This is a genomic window from Candidatus Pelagibacter sp. uisw_098, assembly GCF_059512505.1.
On record NZ_CM183454.1, the window covers coordinates 445,645 to 463,153 of the forward strand.

The window sequence follows — 17,509 nt, forward strand, 5'->3', positions numbered from 1 at the left end:
TAGAAATATGTCTAATATTTTAGTTATCAAACATGGTTCTTTAGGAGATATAGCGCAAGCTTGTGGGGCAATTCAAGATATTTCTGAAAACCACCCAGAAGATCAAATACATGTATTAACAACAAAACCCTATTTTGAATTATTTAGAAAAAATCCATTTATTCACAATGTTATTTTAGACAAACGTCTATCAAGATTTAATTTAATTTATTTATATTTATTGATGAGAACTTTAAAGAAACTAAATATAAAAAAAGTTTACGATTTACAAAACTCATCTAGAACAAAATTTTATAAAAATATTTTATTTCCAAAAGCAAATTTTAACACCTGGTCTAGTTCAGAAACAACTTTACCAAGCAACATTTCAAAAGATGAATTTGATAAAAATCCTGTTCTAAATAGATTTGATCATCAACTTAAAACTTCTGGAATTAAAACTGAACACACCATGAAACCGAATTTTAGCTGGGCTGTCACTAACATTGATAATATTAAACAAGAATTTAATTTAGATAAATATATTGTTTTATTTCCTTTTTGTTCAGCTCATCTAACTCATAAAAAATGGCCTCATTACAATGAACTAATAGAGTTAATTAAAAATAAATATGAAGACCAAATTAAAGTTGTAGTAGCTCCAGGACCATCTGAAATTGATGATGCAAAAAACATTAATGCCATTTTAATTTTAGATAATGGTAAAGCCCTTGATATATCACAACTAGCAAGTTTGATTAAAGAAAGTTCATTTGTTATTGCAAATGATACGGGTCCATCTCATATTTCAGCTCACCTTGGAGTGAAAGGTTTGACTTTATTTGGTAAACACACAACTGCTTACAAAGTTAGTATTGAGCGAGAAAACTTTAAAGCAATACAAGTTGATGATTTAGAAAAACTAAGTGCAGCTAAAGTTTTAGAAAAAATATTAATTTAATTTCTTACCAATAATTTTCAATATTATAGGAATGGTAAACAGTATCATCAGCAATCTAATAATATGATGAAATGCTACAAAGTTGGGATCTAAATCAAAAGCAATTGCAATAACTGCTACCTCATAAATTCCACCAGGAGAAAAAGATAAGAGTAGAGTTAAGAAATTAGTATCCACAAAATATGTTGCAATAATTGCAGCTAATAATCCAAGAGTAACAAGTATTATAGTTGCAACTAAACTATGAAATGAATTACCTACAACTTCTTTTAATGATTTATCTGTAAAACGACAGCCAACAGAGGCACCTAAAATAAGCAAACAAAAATTTATACTTTCATCTGGCAGTTTGTAGGAAGCAACTTCAGTTATTTGTAAAATTCCACTTGCAACTAATGTTCCTGATAATAATGCAGCAGGCACGCCAATTTTATCAAATAAGAAAATTAACAATATTGAACCTATTAAGAGGATTAAAAGATGAAAATGATTTTGATCAAGGTAATCAAATTTTTCAATTGTTAGAGCCTCATTTGTTGAATAATTAACAACAAAAAAGGGAATGATAGTTATTATTATAATTAACCTAATTAAATGAGATGTAGCAACTTGTGATAAGTCAGATTTTTCATGCTCAGCTAATATCATTAAAGGTCCTAAAGCACCTGGTGCTGCTGAAAAAATTGAAGTTTTGACATTATAGCCTGAAAATCTTTGTAAATATTTTGATACAATTAAAATACTTATTAAAATATAGACAAACATAATTAGTGAAGTCCAAACCCATTCGGTCATTTGATTTATTAAATTCTGATCTATATAATTTCCAATATGAAGCCCAAGAACTATTAATATTGAACTTAAGGCTAGTTTTGGCATCTTAATTTTTATTCCACTTAATGCTGTAATTGAAACTGCAAGCATAGGACCAAGCATCCATGCTAAAGGTATATTAAAATAATCAGCTACAATTGCACTTGGTATAGAAATTAAAATAACTAATAGAAATTTTTTAGAAAATAATTCTTTAATGTTAGAGGAATTAAATTGAATAGAAAGATTTTTCATTAACAAATATTCTTTTATCACTTACCTTGAAAAAGATAACAGAAAAGAAAATCTCTTAATTGGTGATAACTATTTTTTTACTATTAAAACGTTTGAGAGAGTGCTTGCTTATTTCTTAAAAAAAGAAATCAACGTTAAGTTGTATTCTATTCAAAAACTTGCTTTCATTACTATAGTGTAATTAACTACAATTATTAAAAACTAACAATAGAGGAATATAATGAAAAATATTAAAAAATTAGTTTCAGTATTATTCTCGGTAATTCTATTATTCTCTGCAACAGCAACAAATTCAATCGCAATGGATAAAATCCATTTCGTAATTGGTGGTGGTGCTGGTGGTGGATGGGATGGAACTGCTAGAGGTACTGGAGAAGCTTTAACAAAATCAGGAATGTTAAAAAGTGCATCATTTGAAAATATGTCAGGTGGTGGTGGAGGAAAAGCATTAGCTTTCATGATTAATACCCAGCCTAAAAATACAGTCTTGGTTCAATCAACACCATTAGTTTTAAGATCTATCACTAGACACAAAGGTTATGTTTCAGGATCTGGAGTTTTATCTTATAAAGATGTAACACCAATCGCTGGTGTTATTGGTGACTACGGTGCAATAGCCGTAGCAAAAAACTCACCTTACATGAACTTTAAAGATGTAGTTGATGCGTATAAAAAAGATCCAAAATCTATTAAAATGGCTGGTGGATCAGTAAGAGGAAGTATGGATCATTTAATCGGTGCTTTAGCATTTCAAGCTGCAGGAGCAAATCCAAATGATGTAGCTTACATTCCTTACGATGCTGGTGGAAAAGCTTTAGCTGGACTTTTATCTGGTGAGACACAAATTATCTCTACAGGTTTAGGTGAACTTATGGGAGCAAGAGACCAAGTAAGAATTATTGGTATTACTGCACCATCAAGAGTAGCTGATGCACCTGATGCACCAACTTTAAAAGAACAAGGTTATGATGTTCAGTTCGTAAACTGGAGAGGATTTTTTGGACCTCCAAATATGAGCAATAAAGATAAAAAAGCTTTATCTACAATGCTAGGTAAAGTTATGAAAACTCCTGAATGGGAAGCTGTAAGAAAAAGAAACGCTTGGGTTAATATTTATAACTCAGATAAGGATTTTGTTAAATTCTTAGAAAAGCAAACTGTAGAAATGACAGCTCTTATGAAGAAATTAGGGGTTATATAATCCTTTAGGATTATTTAAAAATTAGAGCAGTGAATATAAATACTACTAAAATTATATCACTGCTCTTTTTTATTTTTTCAGCATTATATTTATATACTGCTTACAATATTCAAGTTTTTTCATTTGATGAAAATTCACCCTTTAATGCCAAAACATTTCCAATTTATCTAGGTTATGCGGGTATGTTTTTTTCTGGATTAAAGATTATCTTACCAGAAGTGAACACCATTAAAGTTGATCACAAGAGTTTGGAATATAAAAAGACAGCTATATTGGTTCTTATCGCAACTATTTATGGTTTTACTATATTAAGAGTTGGGTATTTCTTAACTACATCAATATTTTTAGCATCCTCTTACTACGCTTTAGGTGAGAGAAGGTGGTTATGGATATTTTTATTATCTTTTCCATTTGTGGCACTGTTTATGTATCTTTTACATGGGGTGCTTGAAATTTACTTAAGAGATCCATTTTTAAAACTGATTGGAGTAATGGGGTGATTGAAGGGATTTTAATTGGTTTAAAAACAGCTCTTACATTTCAAAATATATTTATGGTTATGATCGGTTGTTTTTTTGGAACAATCATTGGAATGCTGCCAGGTCTTGGACCAATGACGGCAATTGCATTAATGATACCAATTACTTATGGTTTTGATCCGGCAACAGGATTGATTTTAATGGCTGGTGTTTATTATGGTGCTGTATTCGGTGGATCAACTTCATCAATTTTATTAAATGCACCAGGTGTTCCAGGGACTGTTGCGACATCATTTGATGGTTACCCTATGGCACAACAAGGTAAAGCAGGAAAAGCTTTGGCTATAGCTGCATGGAGTTCTTTTGCTGGAGGGACACTGGCTACAATATATTTATTATTCCTTGCTCCAAGTTTATCAAAAGTAAGTTTATCTTTTAGATCGCCAGATTATTTTGCTTTAATGATATTGGGTCTAACTGCAATTGCAGCTTTTTCTTCTAAAGGCCAGTTTATAAAGGCAATGATGATGGTTGTTCTTGGTTTAATGCTAGCATCAGTAGGGCAAGATTCTTTATCTGATATTACTAGATTTACTTTTAATAACATGAACTTAACTGACGGAATAAGCTTTGTTTTAGTTGTAATGGCAACTTTTGCAATGAGTGAAGCATTGACAATTATTTTAAAAAGAAATGATCCTTCTGCAATAGCAAAACAGGTTTCATTGACAGAGCTTGGTTCAATCAAAATTAATAAAGAAGAAAGAACTCAAATGTTAAAGGCTATTCCTCGGAATTCAGTGATAGGTTTTTTAATTGGAGTTTTACCAGGAGCTGGAGCAACTATCGCTTCATTTTTAGCATATGGTATGGAAAGAAATTTCGTTAGTGATGAAGAAAAAGCAAAGTTTGGAAAAGGTAGTGTTCATGGACTAACAGCACCAGAAACCGCAAACAACGCAGCATGTTCTGGAGCTTTTGTTCCTTTATTAACTTTAGGAATTCCAGGAAGTGGAACTACAGCCGTTATGCTTGGAGCTTTATTAGGTTTTGGTATTCAACCTGGTCCAAGACTTTATATTACTAATCCAGAAATTTTCTGGTCAGTTATTATGTCTATGTATATTGGAATGGTCATATTACTTATATTGAATTTGCCCTTAATTCCTTACATAGCAAGAATACTAGCTGTACCTAAAAATTATTTAATACCTTTGATATTATTTTTTTCAATCACAGGGATTTATGTAATGTCTTTTAATAATTTTGATATTTATTTAATGATTGGAATAGCTGTTATTGCAACATTCATGAGGTTATATGATTTTCCAATGCCACCCCTCATCTTAGCTTTTGTTCTTGGTGGTTTAATGGAAGAAAATTTACGAAGATCACTACTAATCAGTGATGGATCGTGGGATTTTTTATGGAGTAGACCTCTTACAGCCTCAATAATAGCAGTGACAATATCTATTGTTAGTTGGCAGGTATATAAAACTTTAAAAAATAGAAAAGTTTAATTTAAAATTTTTTTATATTCTTCAATTATTTTATTCCATTCAAAATTAGAAGAATTTTCCTTAGCAGCTTTGCCATATTCATGGAATTTATTATTTTCTAACATCAAATTAATTGATGAATAAACTTCATCTAATTCATTACCATCACAGATTAAACCTGTTTTCTCATGTTCGATTGCATCTGCTGCACCCCCATCTTTACCTCCAAGAGAAGGCAATCCATATTGAGCAGCTTCAACATAAGCTATTCCAAATCCTTCAACTGATTTTTTATGAACAATTGATGGCATGACAAAAATATTAGATTTAGCAACTAGTGCATTTTTTAATTCACTAGAGATATCTTTAAAGAACATTACTTGGGGTTGAAGGCCTAATTCTGCTACTAATTTTTTAATGTTTTCTTCTTCATCACCATAACCCACACAAATATAGACAATACTAGGGTAAATCTGTTTTAAATTTCGAAGAGCCATAATTACTTTTTCATGATTTTTTCTTTTATCAAATCTTGAAACTGTAATTAATCTTGGTGATTTATGCTTTAATAAATTCTCTACTTTATCTAAAGTTTTTTTATCCAATTCTTCAACAGGATCAACTCCAGGATTAATAATTATAATTTTATCCTGCTGAACCCCCAATGAAATAGCTAAATTTTTAGTGTACTCAGAATTTGCAACAATGGTTTCAACATTATCTAATACTTCTAATACTCTTTTATTAAGAGAGGTGCCTTTTTCATGATTAATTTCTTTACCATGGATCAAGCATATCTTTTTTTTATTAGTTTTAAGATGTTCTAAACTTTTCCAATGATCAGCAATAATGCCATCAATTTTATTTTCTTTAATAAATTCATTAATCAATTGAGCTTTTCTATATTTTCTAAGAAGTTTTATTCCACCAACTCTTTCAATTGAAAAAGAAACTTGTTCATCAAAAGTTTTGTGATCCTCATAATAATCAGCAAAAACTTTTATCATGAAGTTTTTTGAGAGTTCATTCGCTAAACCCCACATTAAATTTTGCATACCACCAATTTCAGGGGGAAATGTTTTTGTAACTATTAAATACATTAATTATCTAACCATTTAATGGCACATCCAGCACTTGGAATTTGTGTCTCAGGACCTTTGCTCGTCTCAGCTATTTGTTTCATTGCTATAAATAAATCACTATCATCAACTTTTACTGGTTTTAAATTATCTAATTCTCTTATTCGACCTCTGTATTGTAATTCTAGATTATTGTTGTATCCAAAAAAATCAGGAGTGCACACTGCATTATAACTTTTTGCAATATTTTGAGTTTCATCAAGTAGATAAGGGAAATTAAACTGATGTTTCCTTGCAAATTCAATCATATTTTCAAAACTATCTTCAGGGTAATTAATTGTGTCATTAGAGCATATGGCCACTGCTGTAATACCTAATTCTTTTAAATTTTTACAATCTTCAACAATGTCTTTAATAACCGCTTTTACGTAAGGGCAGTGGTTGCAAATAAACATAACCAAAGTTCCATTTGTCCCTTTAATGTCGTTTAATTTTATAATTTCGTTATTAGTGGACTTTAATTCAAAGCTTTTAGCAGCTTGTCCGAAATCACATATTGGAGTTTTTAACGGCATGTTATAATAACATATAAGATATGTTTTATGATTTGGAAGATAAAAAAGTAAAAAATTTAGGTGAAAATTGGTCTGCATCTAATACATCAATTATTGGTGATGTTACCTTAGAAAAAAATACCAGTATCTGGTTTAATGTTACCTTAAGAGGGGATGTTGAAAATATTTATGTTGGTGAAGGGTCAAATGTTCAAGATGGTAGTGTATTGCATACTGATCCTGGTTACCCATTAAAAATTGGTAAAAATGTAACTATAGGTCATTTAGTTATGCTTCACGGCTGCACAATTGAAGATAATTCTTTAATTGGAATTGGTGCTGTCATTTTAAATGGAGCAAAGATTGGGAAAAATTGCATTATAGGAGCTAATGCACTAGTGACTGAAAATAAAGTCATCCCAGATAATTCTTTAGTAGTAGGATCTCCTGGTAAAATTATAAGACAAGTCTCAGATGAAGAAGCAAAATCAATTACTGAAAATGCAATTCATTACCAGAATAACTGGAAAAAGTATTCTAAATCTATATCTTAAGAAATAATGAATTTTTGCAAATGACTTACATACAATAGCTAAACTTTATAAAAGTGACAAGTTAGACCATGGCTATGTAGAGGTTTACGAATCATATTTTAGAAAAATAAAAGATAAAGAATTAAAAATTCTTGAAATAGGGATTGCAGATGGACAATCATTGTTAATTTGGTCTGATTATTTTAAGAATTCAATTATTGTTGGTATTGACATCCATAAAATAGATATTGAAGAAAAAAATTTAGATAAAAAAAATATAAGGGTTCATCAAGGATCTCAGAATGATAAAAAATTTATAAATGAAATTATAAATCAATATGGCAATTTTGATATCATTATAGATGATGGAAGCCACATCTCTAAAGATGTTAAAAAAAGTTTTCATTTACTTTTTCCAATTCTTAATAACAAGGGGCTTTATGTGGTTGAGGATATGCAAACCAGTTACAACCATTTTTTTGGTGGTAACTCGTTTGATTTAAAGTACTCAAACACACACATGAATTTTTTTATAAATTTAACAGATAGATTAAATTATCAAGAAATTGCAAACCCTTTTTACACAACAAAAGATTATGATGCACAAATAACTAACATTTCTTTCTATCATAATTTAGTGTTTGTAAGGAAAGGCTTAAATAATACTGTAAGCAAAGAAGTCTTAAATCATTCTTACGAAGACATGAAGTTTCAAGAAAAGTCTGATAGGACTGGCAATAAACTAAGATATTACCTTAAATATAAAATCTTTTACAAATCATATACTTATTCGCTTTTTATTTTATATTTTATCAAAAAAATAATTTTGTTCCGATTTTAATCCTACGGAACTAGCCAGCAATCTTTTTTATTCTCTAAATCAAATCTAGCTCTACGATGACCTTTGGCTGCTAAATAAAGCCATTCCATACTTTTAATTTTACATTGAATAACAGTAAAGTTTTTATAACCTACTTCACTTTGCTCCATTGTAAATTCAAAATTATCCAGTTCAGGCTTTAGTCCTGAGGTTGGGGTTTCAGAAAATGTTCCTGGTCCGTTATCAACTAAATAACATTTTCTACTCATGTGTCCTGTTTTTAACCAAGACTGTTTTGTAATGTCATTTTCATGATTAACAATGCATTCAACTTTAAGCCTAACTTGGATCTTCTCTTCCTTGTCATAAAATAACATTGCTGCATTTTTATTTGATTTTAATTTAGCAATTTTATTAGATCTGATATCGCTATGGTATTGGATAATATTGTTTTCTCTATCTGATTTTCTAAGGACTACAATTCTGCCATCAAAGTCATCTTGACCACCACAAATAAATACAGGAATTCTAAATGGAGATCCCCTATCTTTGATAGCATTATCCAACATTGACCAAATCTTATTTTTGATCTCTTCAAAATCTTCGTAGTATGCTGGTTGCATTATAGATTATTTACTAAGTCTTCTAATCAAACTAGAAGTGTCCCAACGTTTTCCACCCATTTCTTGAACTTCACCGTAATACTTATCAACAATTTCTGTTACAGGAAGTAATGAGCCATTATTTTTAGCTTCATCCATTGCGATTTTTAAATCTTTTCTCATCCAATCAACTGCAAAACCAAACTCAAACTGATCATCAATCATTGTTTTGTATCTGTTTTCCATTTGCCAAGATTGAGCAGCACCTTTAGATATAACTTCAATTACATCTTCCATATTTAAACCTGCTTTTTTTCCAAAGTTAATCGCTTCTGATAAACCTTGAACTAAACCTGCAATACAGATTTGGTTAACCATTTTTGCTAATTGGCCATTACCTGCACCACCTAATAATTTCATTTTTTTGCTATAACAATCAATAATTTCTTTAGCTTTATCAAAGTTTACTTGATCTCCACCAATCATAACAGTTAGTGCACCATTTTCAGCACCAGCTTGTCCACCTGATACAGGTGCATCTAAGAAACCAAATTCACTTTTTAATGAATGGGCATAAATTTCTCTAGCAATTGTTGCAGAAGCTGTGGTGTTATCGATATAAACTGAACCTTTTTTAATTGTTTTAAAGATACCGTTGTCACCAAATGTTACTTCTCTTAAATCATTATCATTACCAACACAGGTAAACACAAAGTCAGCACCCTCAGCAGCTTTTGCAGGAGTATCTGCTTTTGAACCTTTATATTCAGCAACCCATTTGTCAGCTTTTGCAGCAGTTCTGTTATAAACAGTTACATTGTGGCCTGCTTTTGATATATATCCTGCCATTGGATAACCCATGACACCTAAACCTATAAATGCAACATTGCTCATAATTTCTATTTCCTATGTTTAAAAGTTTGAATTTTAAAGTAATTTTATTTGGTTTTATATTTACATTTTTTTCAAGTTTTGGACAGAGTTTTTTTCTAGGACTATTTAATTCAAGCATAAGAGATGCACTTTCTATCAGTCATGGTCAATTTGGATCAATATATGCATCCGCAACTTTATTAAGCAGTTTTATATTAGTTTGGGTTGGTAAAAAGATAGATGATTTTAATATTTTAAAATTTGCAGCTTATGTGATTGCTTTGCTAGCAATTTCTTGTTTTTTATTTTCTAAAATTTCTTCAGTAGCTTTTTTATTTTTATCAATTTTTTTAATGAGACTGTCAGGCCAAGGATTAATGTCTCACACAGCAACTACGACAATTTCAAGATTTTTTGAAAAGACTAGGGGACGTGCGTTAAGTACAACTTGGCTTGGTTTATCGTTAGCTGAATTTATTTTACCCTTATTGATTATTTTTTTATTAACTTTTATTGATTGGAGAAATATTTGGATAGCTATTTCAATTTCAATTGTTATCATTTTACCTATAGTCATCGTTGCATTAGTTAAAAATGTTAAATTAGATTCAAGAGAGACATCTAATACTGTAAATATTAAAACTAAAGATATAAAACAATGGACAAGAAATGAGGTTTTAAAAGATTACCGTTTTTACATTATATGTCTAAGTATGTTAGCAATGCCTTGGATTGCAACGGGTACATTTGTTTATCAATCTTTTATAGTGTCATCCAAAGGTTGGGGACCTTATGTTATTGCCCAATCCTTTATGGTGTATTCAGTTCTATCAGTTATTACTTTATTTTTATCTGGTTTTTTGATTGATAAATTTACAAGTAGAAAATTATTAATTTACATGAACATTCCTTTATTAGTTGCAACGTTTGTGCTTTATTATTTTAATTCACCATTTTCATCTTTTGTCTTCCTTGGTTTAATTGGGGTTTCAAATGGACTATCAAATGTTTTAGGTTCTTCTACATGGGCTGAAATTTATGGTGTTAAATATATTGGTGCCATTAAAGCTCTCACAACAGCCTTCATGGTTTTTTCAACTGCATTTGGAACAGCTTTATTTGGAATATTGATCGATAATAGCTTTTCTATTGAACAAATAGCTTTAGTTTCAGGATCTTATGTTTTAATTGCAATATCGTTGTTATTCTTCATAAAGAACAAGCTTAATCCTCAATATTTGTAAAATTAACCTTGATTTTTTTTAACCACCGTATAGATACTGCGCATGGCTAGAGTAACTGTAGAAGATTGCATTGATAAAGTAGAAAGTCCTTACGAATTAGTATTGGTTGCTAAAGAAAGAGCAGTTCAATTAAATTCAGGGCTTGAACCTACTCTTGATAGAGATAATGATAAAAATACAGTTATATCATTAAGAGAGATTGCAGAAGAAACTATTAAAGTTTCAGATTTAACTGATAGTGCTATTCACAAGCTTAGAAAACATGTTGAACAAGTTGACGATGGCTCTGAAGATGATGAAGTTGTAGGTGATGATTTTGAAAGTATGTATAAAGGTGAGATTTCTATAAGTGGAACTCCTATTTTGCCATCAAAAAGAGCCAGAAAAATTCCAGAAAAAATTAAAGTAGCACCAGAAGATTTGGAAGAATTAACTGCAAAAGCAGAACCTGAAGTAGAAGTTAATCCAGAACTTGAGGTTGCTAGTGAAGAAACTGAAACTGCTAGTGAAGACACTGAAACTGCTAGTGAAGAAACAGAAGTTTCTTTAGATCAAATAGCTGAAACTGAAACTGCAAAAGAAGATGCAGAAGAAACTGAACCTAACAGTTAATTATTAAATTCCTTTAAGATTTTTTCCCTGTGTTCATCTAAGTCTGGAATATCACCACGCGTTGTTTCATCTTTATAATTAGACATTTTAATTGGATTACCTGCTAATTTAAAATCTCCAATTGCTTTGTGATGTGCTTTAACAATCATATTTCTTGCTTTGACTTGAGGATTTTCAACAGCCTCTTTTATATTAAAGATAGGACCACATGGGATTTTCTCTTTTTCCATTTTGCTTACCCAATCAGCAGTATTTTTAACAACAAGTTTATCTTCAAGAATTTTTTTAAGATCATCCATATTTTCTGATCGTAACGAGTTTGTGTTAAATTTCGGATCTTTAGAAATTTCAGAAATATCCAAAACATCACAAAGTTTTTCAAATAGTTTTTCGTTACCAGCAGCTATAATGATGTGACTATCTTTTGTTTTAAATGCTTCAAAAGGAGCGATAGATGGGTGACGAGATCCCATGGGTTTTGGTATTTCATTTTTAGCAAGATACCTTGCTATAGCATTTTCTAAAATTGCAATTTGACAATCCAGCATTGAAACATCAATAAAAGTTCCTTTACCAGTTTTTTCTCTATCATAAAGAGCCGCATTTATTCCAACTGTAGTAAATAATCCAGCCGTGATATCCCCAATAGATGTACCAACCCTTGTTGGTTCAGAATTAGGTTGACCAGTAACACTCATAAGTCCACCCATACCTTGAACAACCAAATCATAAGCAGGCAGTTCTTTTAACGGACCTGTTTGTCCAAAGCCTGATGCCGATGCATAAATTAATCTAGGATACTTTTTACAAATATCTTTCCATCCATATCCCCATTTTTCTAATGTGCCTGGTTTAAAATTCTCAACTAAGATATCTGCTTTAGCTAAAATTTTATTAAATATTTTTTTGTCATTTTCATTTTTTAAATTTAGAGCAATACTTTCTTTGCCTCTATTAAGTGACATAAAATAAGCCGAATAATCTTCAATAAAGGGTCCAAATTTTCTAGAGTCATCTCCAACATCTGGTGCTTCCACCTTTATCACACGTGCACCTAAATCTGATAGCATCATCGTACAATAAGGACCTACTAGCACTCTAGTTAGATCAAGAACTAATAGGTTATTTAAAGGTCCATCCATATTTTATTAAGTAATTATGTAGTATTGACTCTTACCAAAATCTTGAATTTAATGCATCCCTTAAATAACAATAGAAGAGAGGAAAATAATGTTTAAAAAAATATCTTTATACTTTGTCGCACTAGTTTTGGTTTTGACAAGTGTTACTTCTGCTTATGCAGTTACGTTAAAAGCTAGCCACCAATGGCCAGGAACCCCTAGAGCTGACGGATCTTTTGACCCACGTCATGAAATGGTACAAATAATTGCAGATGAAGTTAAAAAAGCTAATGTTGATATCGACATTAGAATTTACCCTGCAAAATCTTTATATAAACCTAAAGAACAGTGGAAACCAATGACCACTGGTCAATTAGATATATCTGCTTTCCCCTTGGGATACGCTTCAAAGTTTCACCCAGAGTTCAGTGCAACTTTAATGCCAGGAACAGTTAAAAACCATGATCATGCTTTAAGATTTAATAAATCTCCAATGATGACTGAGATTAAAAAAATTATTAATGATGCAGGTGTAGTTGTTTTATCTGATGCTTGGTTAGGTGGTGGTTTTGTTTCAAAAACAAAATGTATTAGAAAACCTAGCGACGCAAAAGGTCAAGTAATGAGAGCAGCTGGTAAAGCATTTAACCAAATGCTTGAAGGTGCAGGAGCCGGTATTCAAAGTATGCCATCTTCAGAAATTTATACTGGTCTACAAACAGGTGTATTAACTGGTGCAAATACTAGTTCAGGAAGTTTTGTAAGTTACAAAATTTACGAACAAGTAAAATGTGCAACACCTCCAGGAAAATTTGGTCTATGGTTTATGTATGAGCCGATCCTTATGTCTAAGAAGTCTTTTGATGCTTTAAGTTCTAAGCAACAAAAAGCTCTTATGAAAGCTGGAAAAGTAGCTGAAAAATATATGACAGCACAAGTAGCTAACCTTGATAAGACATTTGAAGATGCTTATAGAGATGCTGGTGTTGAGTTAGTATATATGACTGCCGCAGATCACGCTGAATGGATTGAGATCGCAAAGAAAACTGCCCACAAAGCGTTTGCAGAGCAAGTACCAGGTGGTGCTAAGCTTATGGAAATGGCTTTAGCAGTTAAATAAATTAATATATAAAGCCCTTGTTTTAAAATAAATAAGGGCTTTTTTTATGATAAAAAATTATTTAAAATTTTGTAATTACACAGCTCAAGCTTGTGGAGCTTTTGCCGTAGGCGCTTTAATCTTGTCTATCTTGGTAATTGTCGAACTAGTTTTTGAAAGATATTTTTTTCAACATGCAATTACTTGGCAAACAGAATTGGTTACAATGTTGCTTGTTGCATCTACTTTTATTGGTAGTGCTTATGTTTTAAGTGAAAAAGCTCATGTAAGTATGGAGTGGATCTACGACTTTATGTCTAAAAAAAATATTATTAAACTCAAGATCTTTACTTCATTTTTAAGCTTAGGGTTTTTTCTAACATTGTTTTATTTTGGTTTCTTAATGGTAGAGGAAGCTTTCATTAAAAATTACACTACAGGCACAATATGGGATCCTCCTTTATGGGTGCCTTATTCATCAATGTTAATAGGTTCTATTTTAATGATACTTCAATATATTGCTGAAATAATAAAACTATTTGATGAAAAGGATTTTAAATAATGGATCCGCTAACGATTGCAATAATTGTTGCTGTTTTTACACTAATAGTTTTATTCTCAGGTATTCCAATTGCTTTTGGATTAAGTTTTGTTTCAATTACTCTCTTGGTTGCTTTCGAAGGACTGCAAATGTTAGATGTATTTGCTGAAACTTTTTATGCAGGATTAAATTCATTTGTTTTGCTATCAATCCCGATGTTCATTCTTATGGGGATGGCAGTTGCCCATTCACCTGCAGGCAAAGATTTGTATACTGGTCTTGATAGATGGTTATGGAGAGTTCCAGGTGGTTTAGTTATATCTAATATTGGTGCATGCTCGATTTTTGCAGCTTTAAGCGGATCAAGTCCAGCGACATGTGCTGCTATTGGTACCATGGGAATTCCTGAAATGAGAAAAAGAGGATACTCAGATGAAATTGCCACAGGAACAATTGCTGCTGGAGGAACTTTAGGAGTTTTAATTCCACCTAGTATAGTTTTAATTGTTTATGGTATGGCAACAGGAACTTCTATTGGAAGACTATTTTTATCTGGCATTATTCCTGGGTTTATGTTGGCAAGTCTTTTTGCTGTGTGGGCATTAATACACAGTTACTTCATTGATAAAAATGCATCAAAATTATTAAGAAATAGAAAGCCACCAACTTTAAAAGAAAAATTTGAAGTTCTTCCTAGAATTTTTCCGTTTTTAGCAATCATTGTTGGGGTTTTATATGTTCTCTATGGAGGAGTTGCGACACCATCTGAAGCATCTGGTGTTGGAGCATTTTTAGTTTTTGTAATGATTGCAGTTGTTTACAAAATTTATCAGCCAAAAAAAATATGGAATATTGTTAAAATTTCAATGAAAGAAAGTGTAATGATAATGTTTATTATTGCGGCCTCTTATCTTTTTGCATTCACATTATCACAACTTTATGTAACTCAATCGCTTGCTCAAAGCATGATCGAATTAAGCAGTAACAAGTGGATGATTTTTTTAATGGTTAATGTATTTTTACTTGTTGCTGGTTTCTTTTTACCTCCAGTGGCAGTTATTGTGATGACTTCAGCGATATTGTTACCTGTTATAACTACATTAGGTTTTGATCCTTATTGGTTTGCGATTGTATTTACAATAAATATGGAAATAGGCTTAATCACACCACCAGTTGGATTAAATCTTTATATAATTAAGGGAATAACGCCAGACGTGAGTTTATCCACAATCTTAAGAGGATCGTTTCCATTTATGATGATGATGGTTTTATCTATACTTATACTATGTATCTTTCCTGAGATCGTATCGTGGTTACCTGATAAACTAATGGGTAAACCCCTTGGATATTAAAAAAGACATTAATAGAAAAATTTCTGTAGCACCCATGATGGATTGTACCGATCGTCATGATCGTTACTTTTTAAGATTGATGAGTAAGAATGTTATGCTGTATTCAGAAATGGTTGCAACAAAGTCTGCAATACATGGAGATCGAAAAAAAATTTTATCCTATAGTCCAGAAGAAAAACCTTTGGCTTTACAAGTAGGTGGATCTGATAAAGTAGAATTAGCCGAAGTTGCAAAAATTGCAGAGGATATGGGCTATGATGAAATTAATATCAATCTAGGTTGCCCCAGTAAAAAAGTTCAAAAGAATATGTTTGGTGCTTGTTTGATGAGAGAACCAGATCTTGTTGCAGAATGTATCAATTCAATGGTTAATGCTTGCAAAATCCCAGTTACTGCAAAAACTAGAATTGGATTTGATGATACTGAAGAATTTGATTATTTAAATAATTTTATACTAAAGATGAAGGGTGTCGGCTGTAACACTTTTATATTACATGCTCGAAAAGCTATTTTAACAGGAATGTCACCTAAGCAAAATTTAAATATTCCAAAACTAAATTATAAAATGGTCTATAAAGTAAAAGAAGAAAACCCAGACTTGGAAATCATTATCAATGGAGGAATTTCAAAAATTGATGAGATTAAAAATCATTTAACCTTATGTGATGGTGTCATGATTGGTAGATCCATTTATCAAAACCCTTATTCATTAGTTGAAATTGAAAAAGAAATTTTTAACTCAAAAGAACAGCCGACCAGAGAAGGGATTGCAGAAAAGCTCCTAGAATATCTTGAAAAAGAAGTTAAAAGTGGGACAAAAGTAAATCATATTATGAGACATACAGTTGGTTTGTACCATGGCCAAATTGGCTCAAAAGATTGGAAAAGATATTTAAGTGATAATATGATGGCAAGAGATTCAGATTTTCAAAAATCTAAACATATAATGACAATTGTTCAAAATAACGAGAAAGCCAATCAAGCTAACTCATAATGGAAAATCTAAATTATGGAGATATGATTAATTTATTAGCAGTCCTTGCTATATCAGCAGCTGTTGCTGGTTTTATGGCAGGATTACTTGGGGTTGGAGGTGGAATTATAATGGTGCCAGCTTTATATTATGCATTTACTATTCTTGATTTTGATATTGTTACAAGAATGCATCTTTCTGTTGGAACTTCTTTAGCAATAATAGTTCCAACATCAATAATTTCTACCAAAACTCACATGGAGCATGATGCAGTTGATTTTAAAATGGTAAAATCGTTTGGTATTTTTATTCTTGCTGGGGTAATTTTAGGAACCTTCTTAGTGGTAAATTTAAATACTCCCACTTTAGTTTTATTTTTTTCAATTTTTGCTTTTATGATCGGGTTATTTTTTATTTTTTTAAGAGAGGCATTGGTAGAAAATCCAAAAAAAATACCTGAACTAGTAAAAAATATTTCAGGAGTTATCATTGGTTTTTTTTCTGTACCTCTTGGTATTGGAGGTGGATCTTTAATGGTGCCTTTTATGAGAACAATTGGTTATAATATAAGAAAATCAATTGGTACAGCAGCGGCAACAGGTATTTTAATAGCTATTAGCGGAACTATAACAATGATTATTAGTGGAAAAATAATAGATAATATCAATACTCCTTTTAGCTTTGGATACATTAATTTATTAGGTTTTATCGTATTTGTGCCAGTAACAATGGTTATGGCAAGACTTGGTGCTAAAACAGTATATAAAATAGATAAAAAATTATTGAGTAAAATTTTTGGTACTTTTTTAATTATAGTTTCAATAAGATCTTTTATTGAGTATCTATCTATAAATTAAATTTTCCTAATTAATTTAGCAATAACTCCTTTATATTTATAAAAACAAGATATCTGGTGTCA

The 17,509-nt window shown here is 31.1% G+C and carries 19 protein-coding genes; 13 read left to right on the plus strand and 6 right to left on the minus strand.

Annotated features, from left to right (window positions below):
- The first annotated feature begins 7 nt into the window (after positions 1-7).
- The gene (locus AC5YF9_RS02370; RefSeq protein WP_415304449.1) at positions 8-940 is read left to right on the plus strand and encodes a glycosyltransferase family 9 protein; all 933 of its coding nucleotides are present in this window, start codon (positions 8-10) and stop codon (positions 938-940) included.
- Here AC5YF9_RS02370 and AC5YF9_RS02375 read toward each other — a convergent pair.
- On the minus strand, positions 932-2,008 hold the full coding sequence (locus tag AC5YF9_RS02375; RefSeq protein ID WP_415304451.1) for an AbrB family transcriptional regulator: 1,077 nt from the start codon (positions 2,006-2,008) through the stop codon (positions 932-934). The two genes, AC5YF9_RS02370 and AC5YF9_RS02375, sit on opposite strands and share 9 nt — an antisense overlap.
- A 220-nt stretch (positions 2,009-2,228) precedes the next feature.
- Between AC5YF9_RS02375 and AC5YF9_RS02380 the strand changes: the two genes are divergently transcribed.
- Genes AC5YF9_RS02380 through AC5YF9_RS02390 form a run of 3 tightly spaced genes read left to right on the plus strand, consistent with a single transcriptional unit; the run spans position 2,229 to position 5,208 of the window.
- Positions 2,229-3,209: a tripartite tricarboxylate transporter substrate binding protein gene (locus AC5YF9_RS02380; protein WP_415304452.1), complete on the plus strand. Its 981-nt coding sequence runs from the start codon at positions 2,229-2,231 to the stop codon at positions 3,207-3,209.
- Between the two features lie 29 nt (positions 3,210-3,238).
- On the plus strand, positions 3,239-3,709 hold the full coding sequence (locus tag AC5YF9_RS02385; RefSeq protein ID WP_415304454.1) for a tripartite tricarboxylate transporter TctB family protein: 471 nt from the start codon (positions 3,239-3,241) through the stop codon (positions 3,707-3,709).
- A complete protein-coding gene (locus AC5YF9_RS02390; protein ID WP_415304456.1) occupies positions 3,706-5,208 on the plus strand; it encodes a tripartite tricarboxylate transporter permease in 1,503 nt (500 codons plus the stop codon). The genes AC5YF9_RS02385 and AC5YF9_RS02390 overlap by 4 nt, the downstream gene beginning before the upstream one ends.
- Here AC5YF9_RS02390 and AC5YF9_RS02395 read toward each other — a convergent pair.
- Both AC5YF9_RS02395 and AC5YF9_RS02400 read right to left on the minus strand, forming a co-directional pair.
- The gene (locus AC5YF9_RS02395) at positions 5,205-6,287 is read right to left on the minus strand and encodes a glycosyltransferase family 4 protein (RefSeq protein ID WP_415304458.1); all 1,083 of its coding nucleotides are present in this window, start codon (positions 6,285-6,287) and stop codon (positions 5,205-5,207) included. The two genes, AC5YF9_RS02390 and AC5YF9_RS02395, sit on opposite strands and share 4 nt — an antisense overlap.
- Positions 6,287-6,841 (minus strand): thioredoxin family protein, encoded by a 555-nt coding sequence (locus tag AC5YF9_RS02400; protein WP_415304460.1) that lies wholly within the window; start codon positions 6,839-6,841, stop codon positions 6,287-6,289. The genes AC5YF9_RS02395 and AC5YF9_RS02400 overlap by 1 nt, the downstream gene beginning before the upstream one ends.
- 20 nt (positions 6,842-6,861) lie before the next feature.
- On the opposite strand from AC5YF9_RS02400, the gene AC5YF9_RS02405 reads away from it, so the two are divergent.
- On the plus strand, positions 6,862-7,374 hold the full coding sequence (locus AC5YF9_RS02405; protein ID WP_415304462.1) for a gamma carbonic anhydrase family protein: 513 nt from the start codon (positions 6,862-6,864) through the stop codon (positions 7,372-7,374).
- Between the two features lie 160 nt (positions 7,375-7,534).
- On the plus strand, positions 7,535-8,194 hold the full coding sequence (locus AC5YF9_RS02410; RefSeq protein WP_415304463.1) for a hypothetical protein: 660 nt from the start codon (positions 7,535-7,537) through the stop codon (positions 8,192-8,194).
- 2 nt (positions 8,195-8,196) lie between these two features.
- Here AC5YF9_RS02410 and AC5YF9_RS02415 read toward each other — a convergent pair whose 3' ends face one another.
- Both AC5YF9_RS02415 and AC5YF9_RS02420 read right to left on the minus strand, forming a co-directional pair.
- Positions 8,197-8,796 (minus strand): pyridoxamine 5'-phosphate oxidase family protein, encoded by a 600-nt coding sequence (locus AC5YF9_RS02415; protein WP_415304465.1) that lies wholly within the window; start codon positions 8,794-8,796, stop codon positions 8,197-8,199.
- 6 nt (positions 8,797-8,802) lie between these two features.
- Positions 8,803-9,669 (minus strand): NAD(P)-dependent oxidoreductase, encoded by an 867-nt coding sequence (locus AC5YF9_RS02420; protein ID WP_415304467.1) that lies wholly within the window; start codon positions 9,667-9,669, stop codon positions 8,803-8,805.
- Between the two features lie 14 nt (positions 9,670-9,683).
- On the opposite strand from AC5YF9_RS02420, the gene AC5YF9_RS02425 reads away from it, so the two are divergent.
- Positions 9,684-10,892: an MFS transporter gene (locus AC5YF9_RS02425; protein WP_415304470.1), complete on the plus strand. Its 1,209-nt coding sequence runs from the start codon at positions 9,684-9,686 to the stop codon at positions 10,890-10,892.
- Between the two features lie 42 nt (positions 10,893-10,934).
- A complete protein-coding gene (gene rpoZ / locus AC5YF9_RS02430) occupies positions 10,935-11,504 on the plus strand; it encodes a DNA-directed RNA polymerase subunit omega (protein WP_415304472.1) in 570 nt (189 codons plus the stop codon).
- On the opposite strand, the gene AC5YF9_RS02435 is transcribed toward rpoZ, so the two are convergent.
- On the minus strand, positions 11,501-12,646 hold the full coding sequence (locus AC5YF9_RS02435; protein WP_415304474.1) for a CaiB/BaiF CoA transferase family protein: 1,146 nt from the start codon (positions 12,644-12,646) through the stop codon (positions 11,501-11,503). The two genes, rpoZ and AC5YF9_RS02435, sit on opposite strands and share 4 nt — an antisense overlap.
- 88 nt (positions 12,647-12,734) lie before the next feature.
- Here AC5YF9_RS02435 and dctP point away from each other — a divergent pair, with 88 nt between their 5' ends.
- The 5 genes from dctP to AC5YF9_RS02460 are packed head-to-tail and all read left to right on the plus strand — an operon-like array spanning position 12,735 to position 17,447.
- Positions 12,735-13,745 carry a TRAP transporter substrate-binding protein DctP gene (gene dctP, locus AC5YF9_RS02440; protein ID WP_415304476.1) on the plus strand — a complete coding sequence of 337 codons (1,011 nt, stop codon included), beginning with the start codon at positions 12,735-12,737 and terminating at the stop codon, positions 13,743-13,745.
- A gap of 46 nt (positions 13,746-13,791) precedes the next feature.
- Entirely contained in the window at positions 13,792-14,286 is a 495-nt protein-coding gene (locus tag AC5YF9_RS02445) for a TRAP transporter small permease subunit (protein WP_415295665.1), read from the plus strand.
- A complete protein-coding gene (locus tag AC5YF9_RS02450) occupies positions 14,286-15,617 on the plus strand; it encodes a TRAP transporter large permease (RefSeq protein ID WP_415304477.1) in 1,332 nt (443 codons plus the stop codon). The genes AC5YF9_RS02445 and AC5YF9_RS02450 overlap by 1 nt, the downstream gene beginning before the upstream one ends.
- Complete coding sequence (dusA, locus tag AC5YF9_RS02455) at positions 15,607-16,611, plus strand: tRNA dihydrouridine(20/20a) synthase DusA (protein WP_415304479.1); 1,005 nt, start codon at positions 15,607-15,609, stop codon at positions 16,609-16,611. The genes AC5YF9_RS02450 and dusA overlap by 11 nt, the downstream gene beginning before the upstream one ends.
- Positions 16,611-17,447 (plus strand): sulfite exporter TauE/SafE family protein, encoded by an 837-nt coding sequence (locus tag AC5YF9_RS02460; protein WP_415304481.1) that lies wholly within the window; start codon positions 16,611-16,613, stop codon positions 17,445-17,447. The genes dusA and AC5YF9_RS02460 overlap by 1 nt, the downstream gene beginning before the upstream one ends.
- The last annotated feature ends 62 nt before the right edge of the window (positions 17,448-17,509 follow it).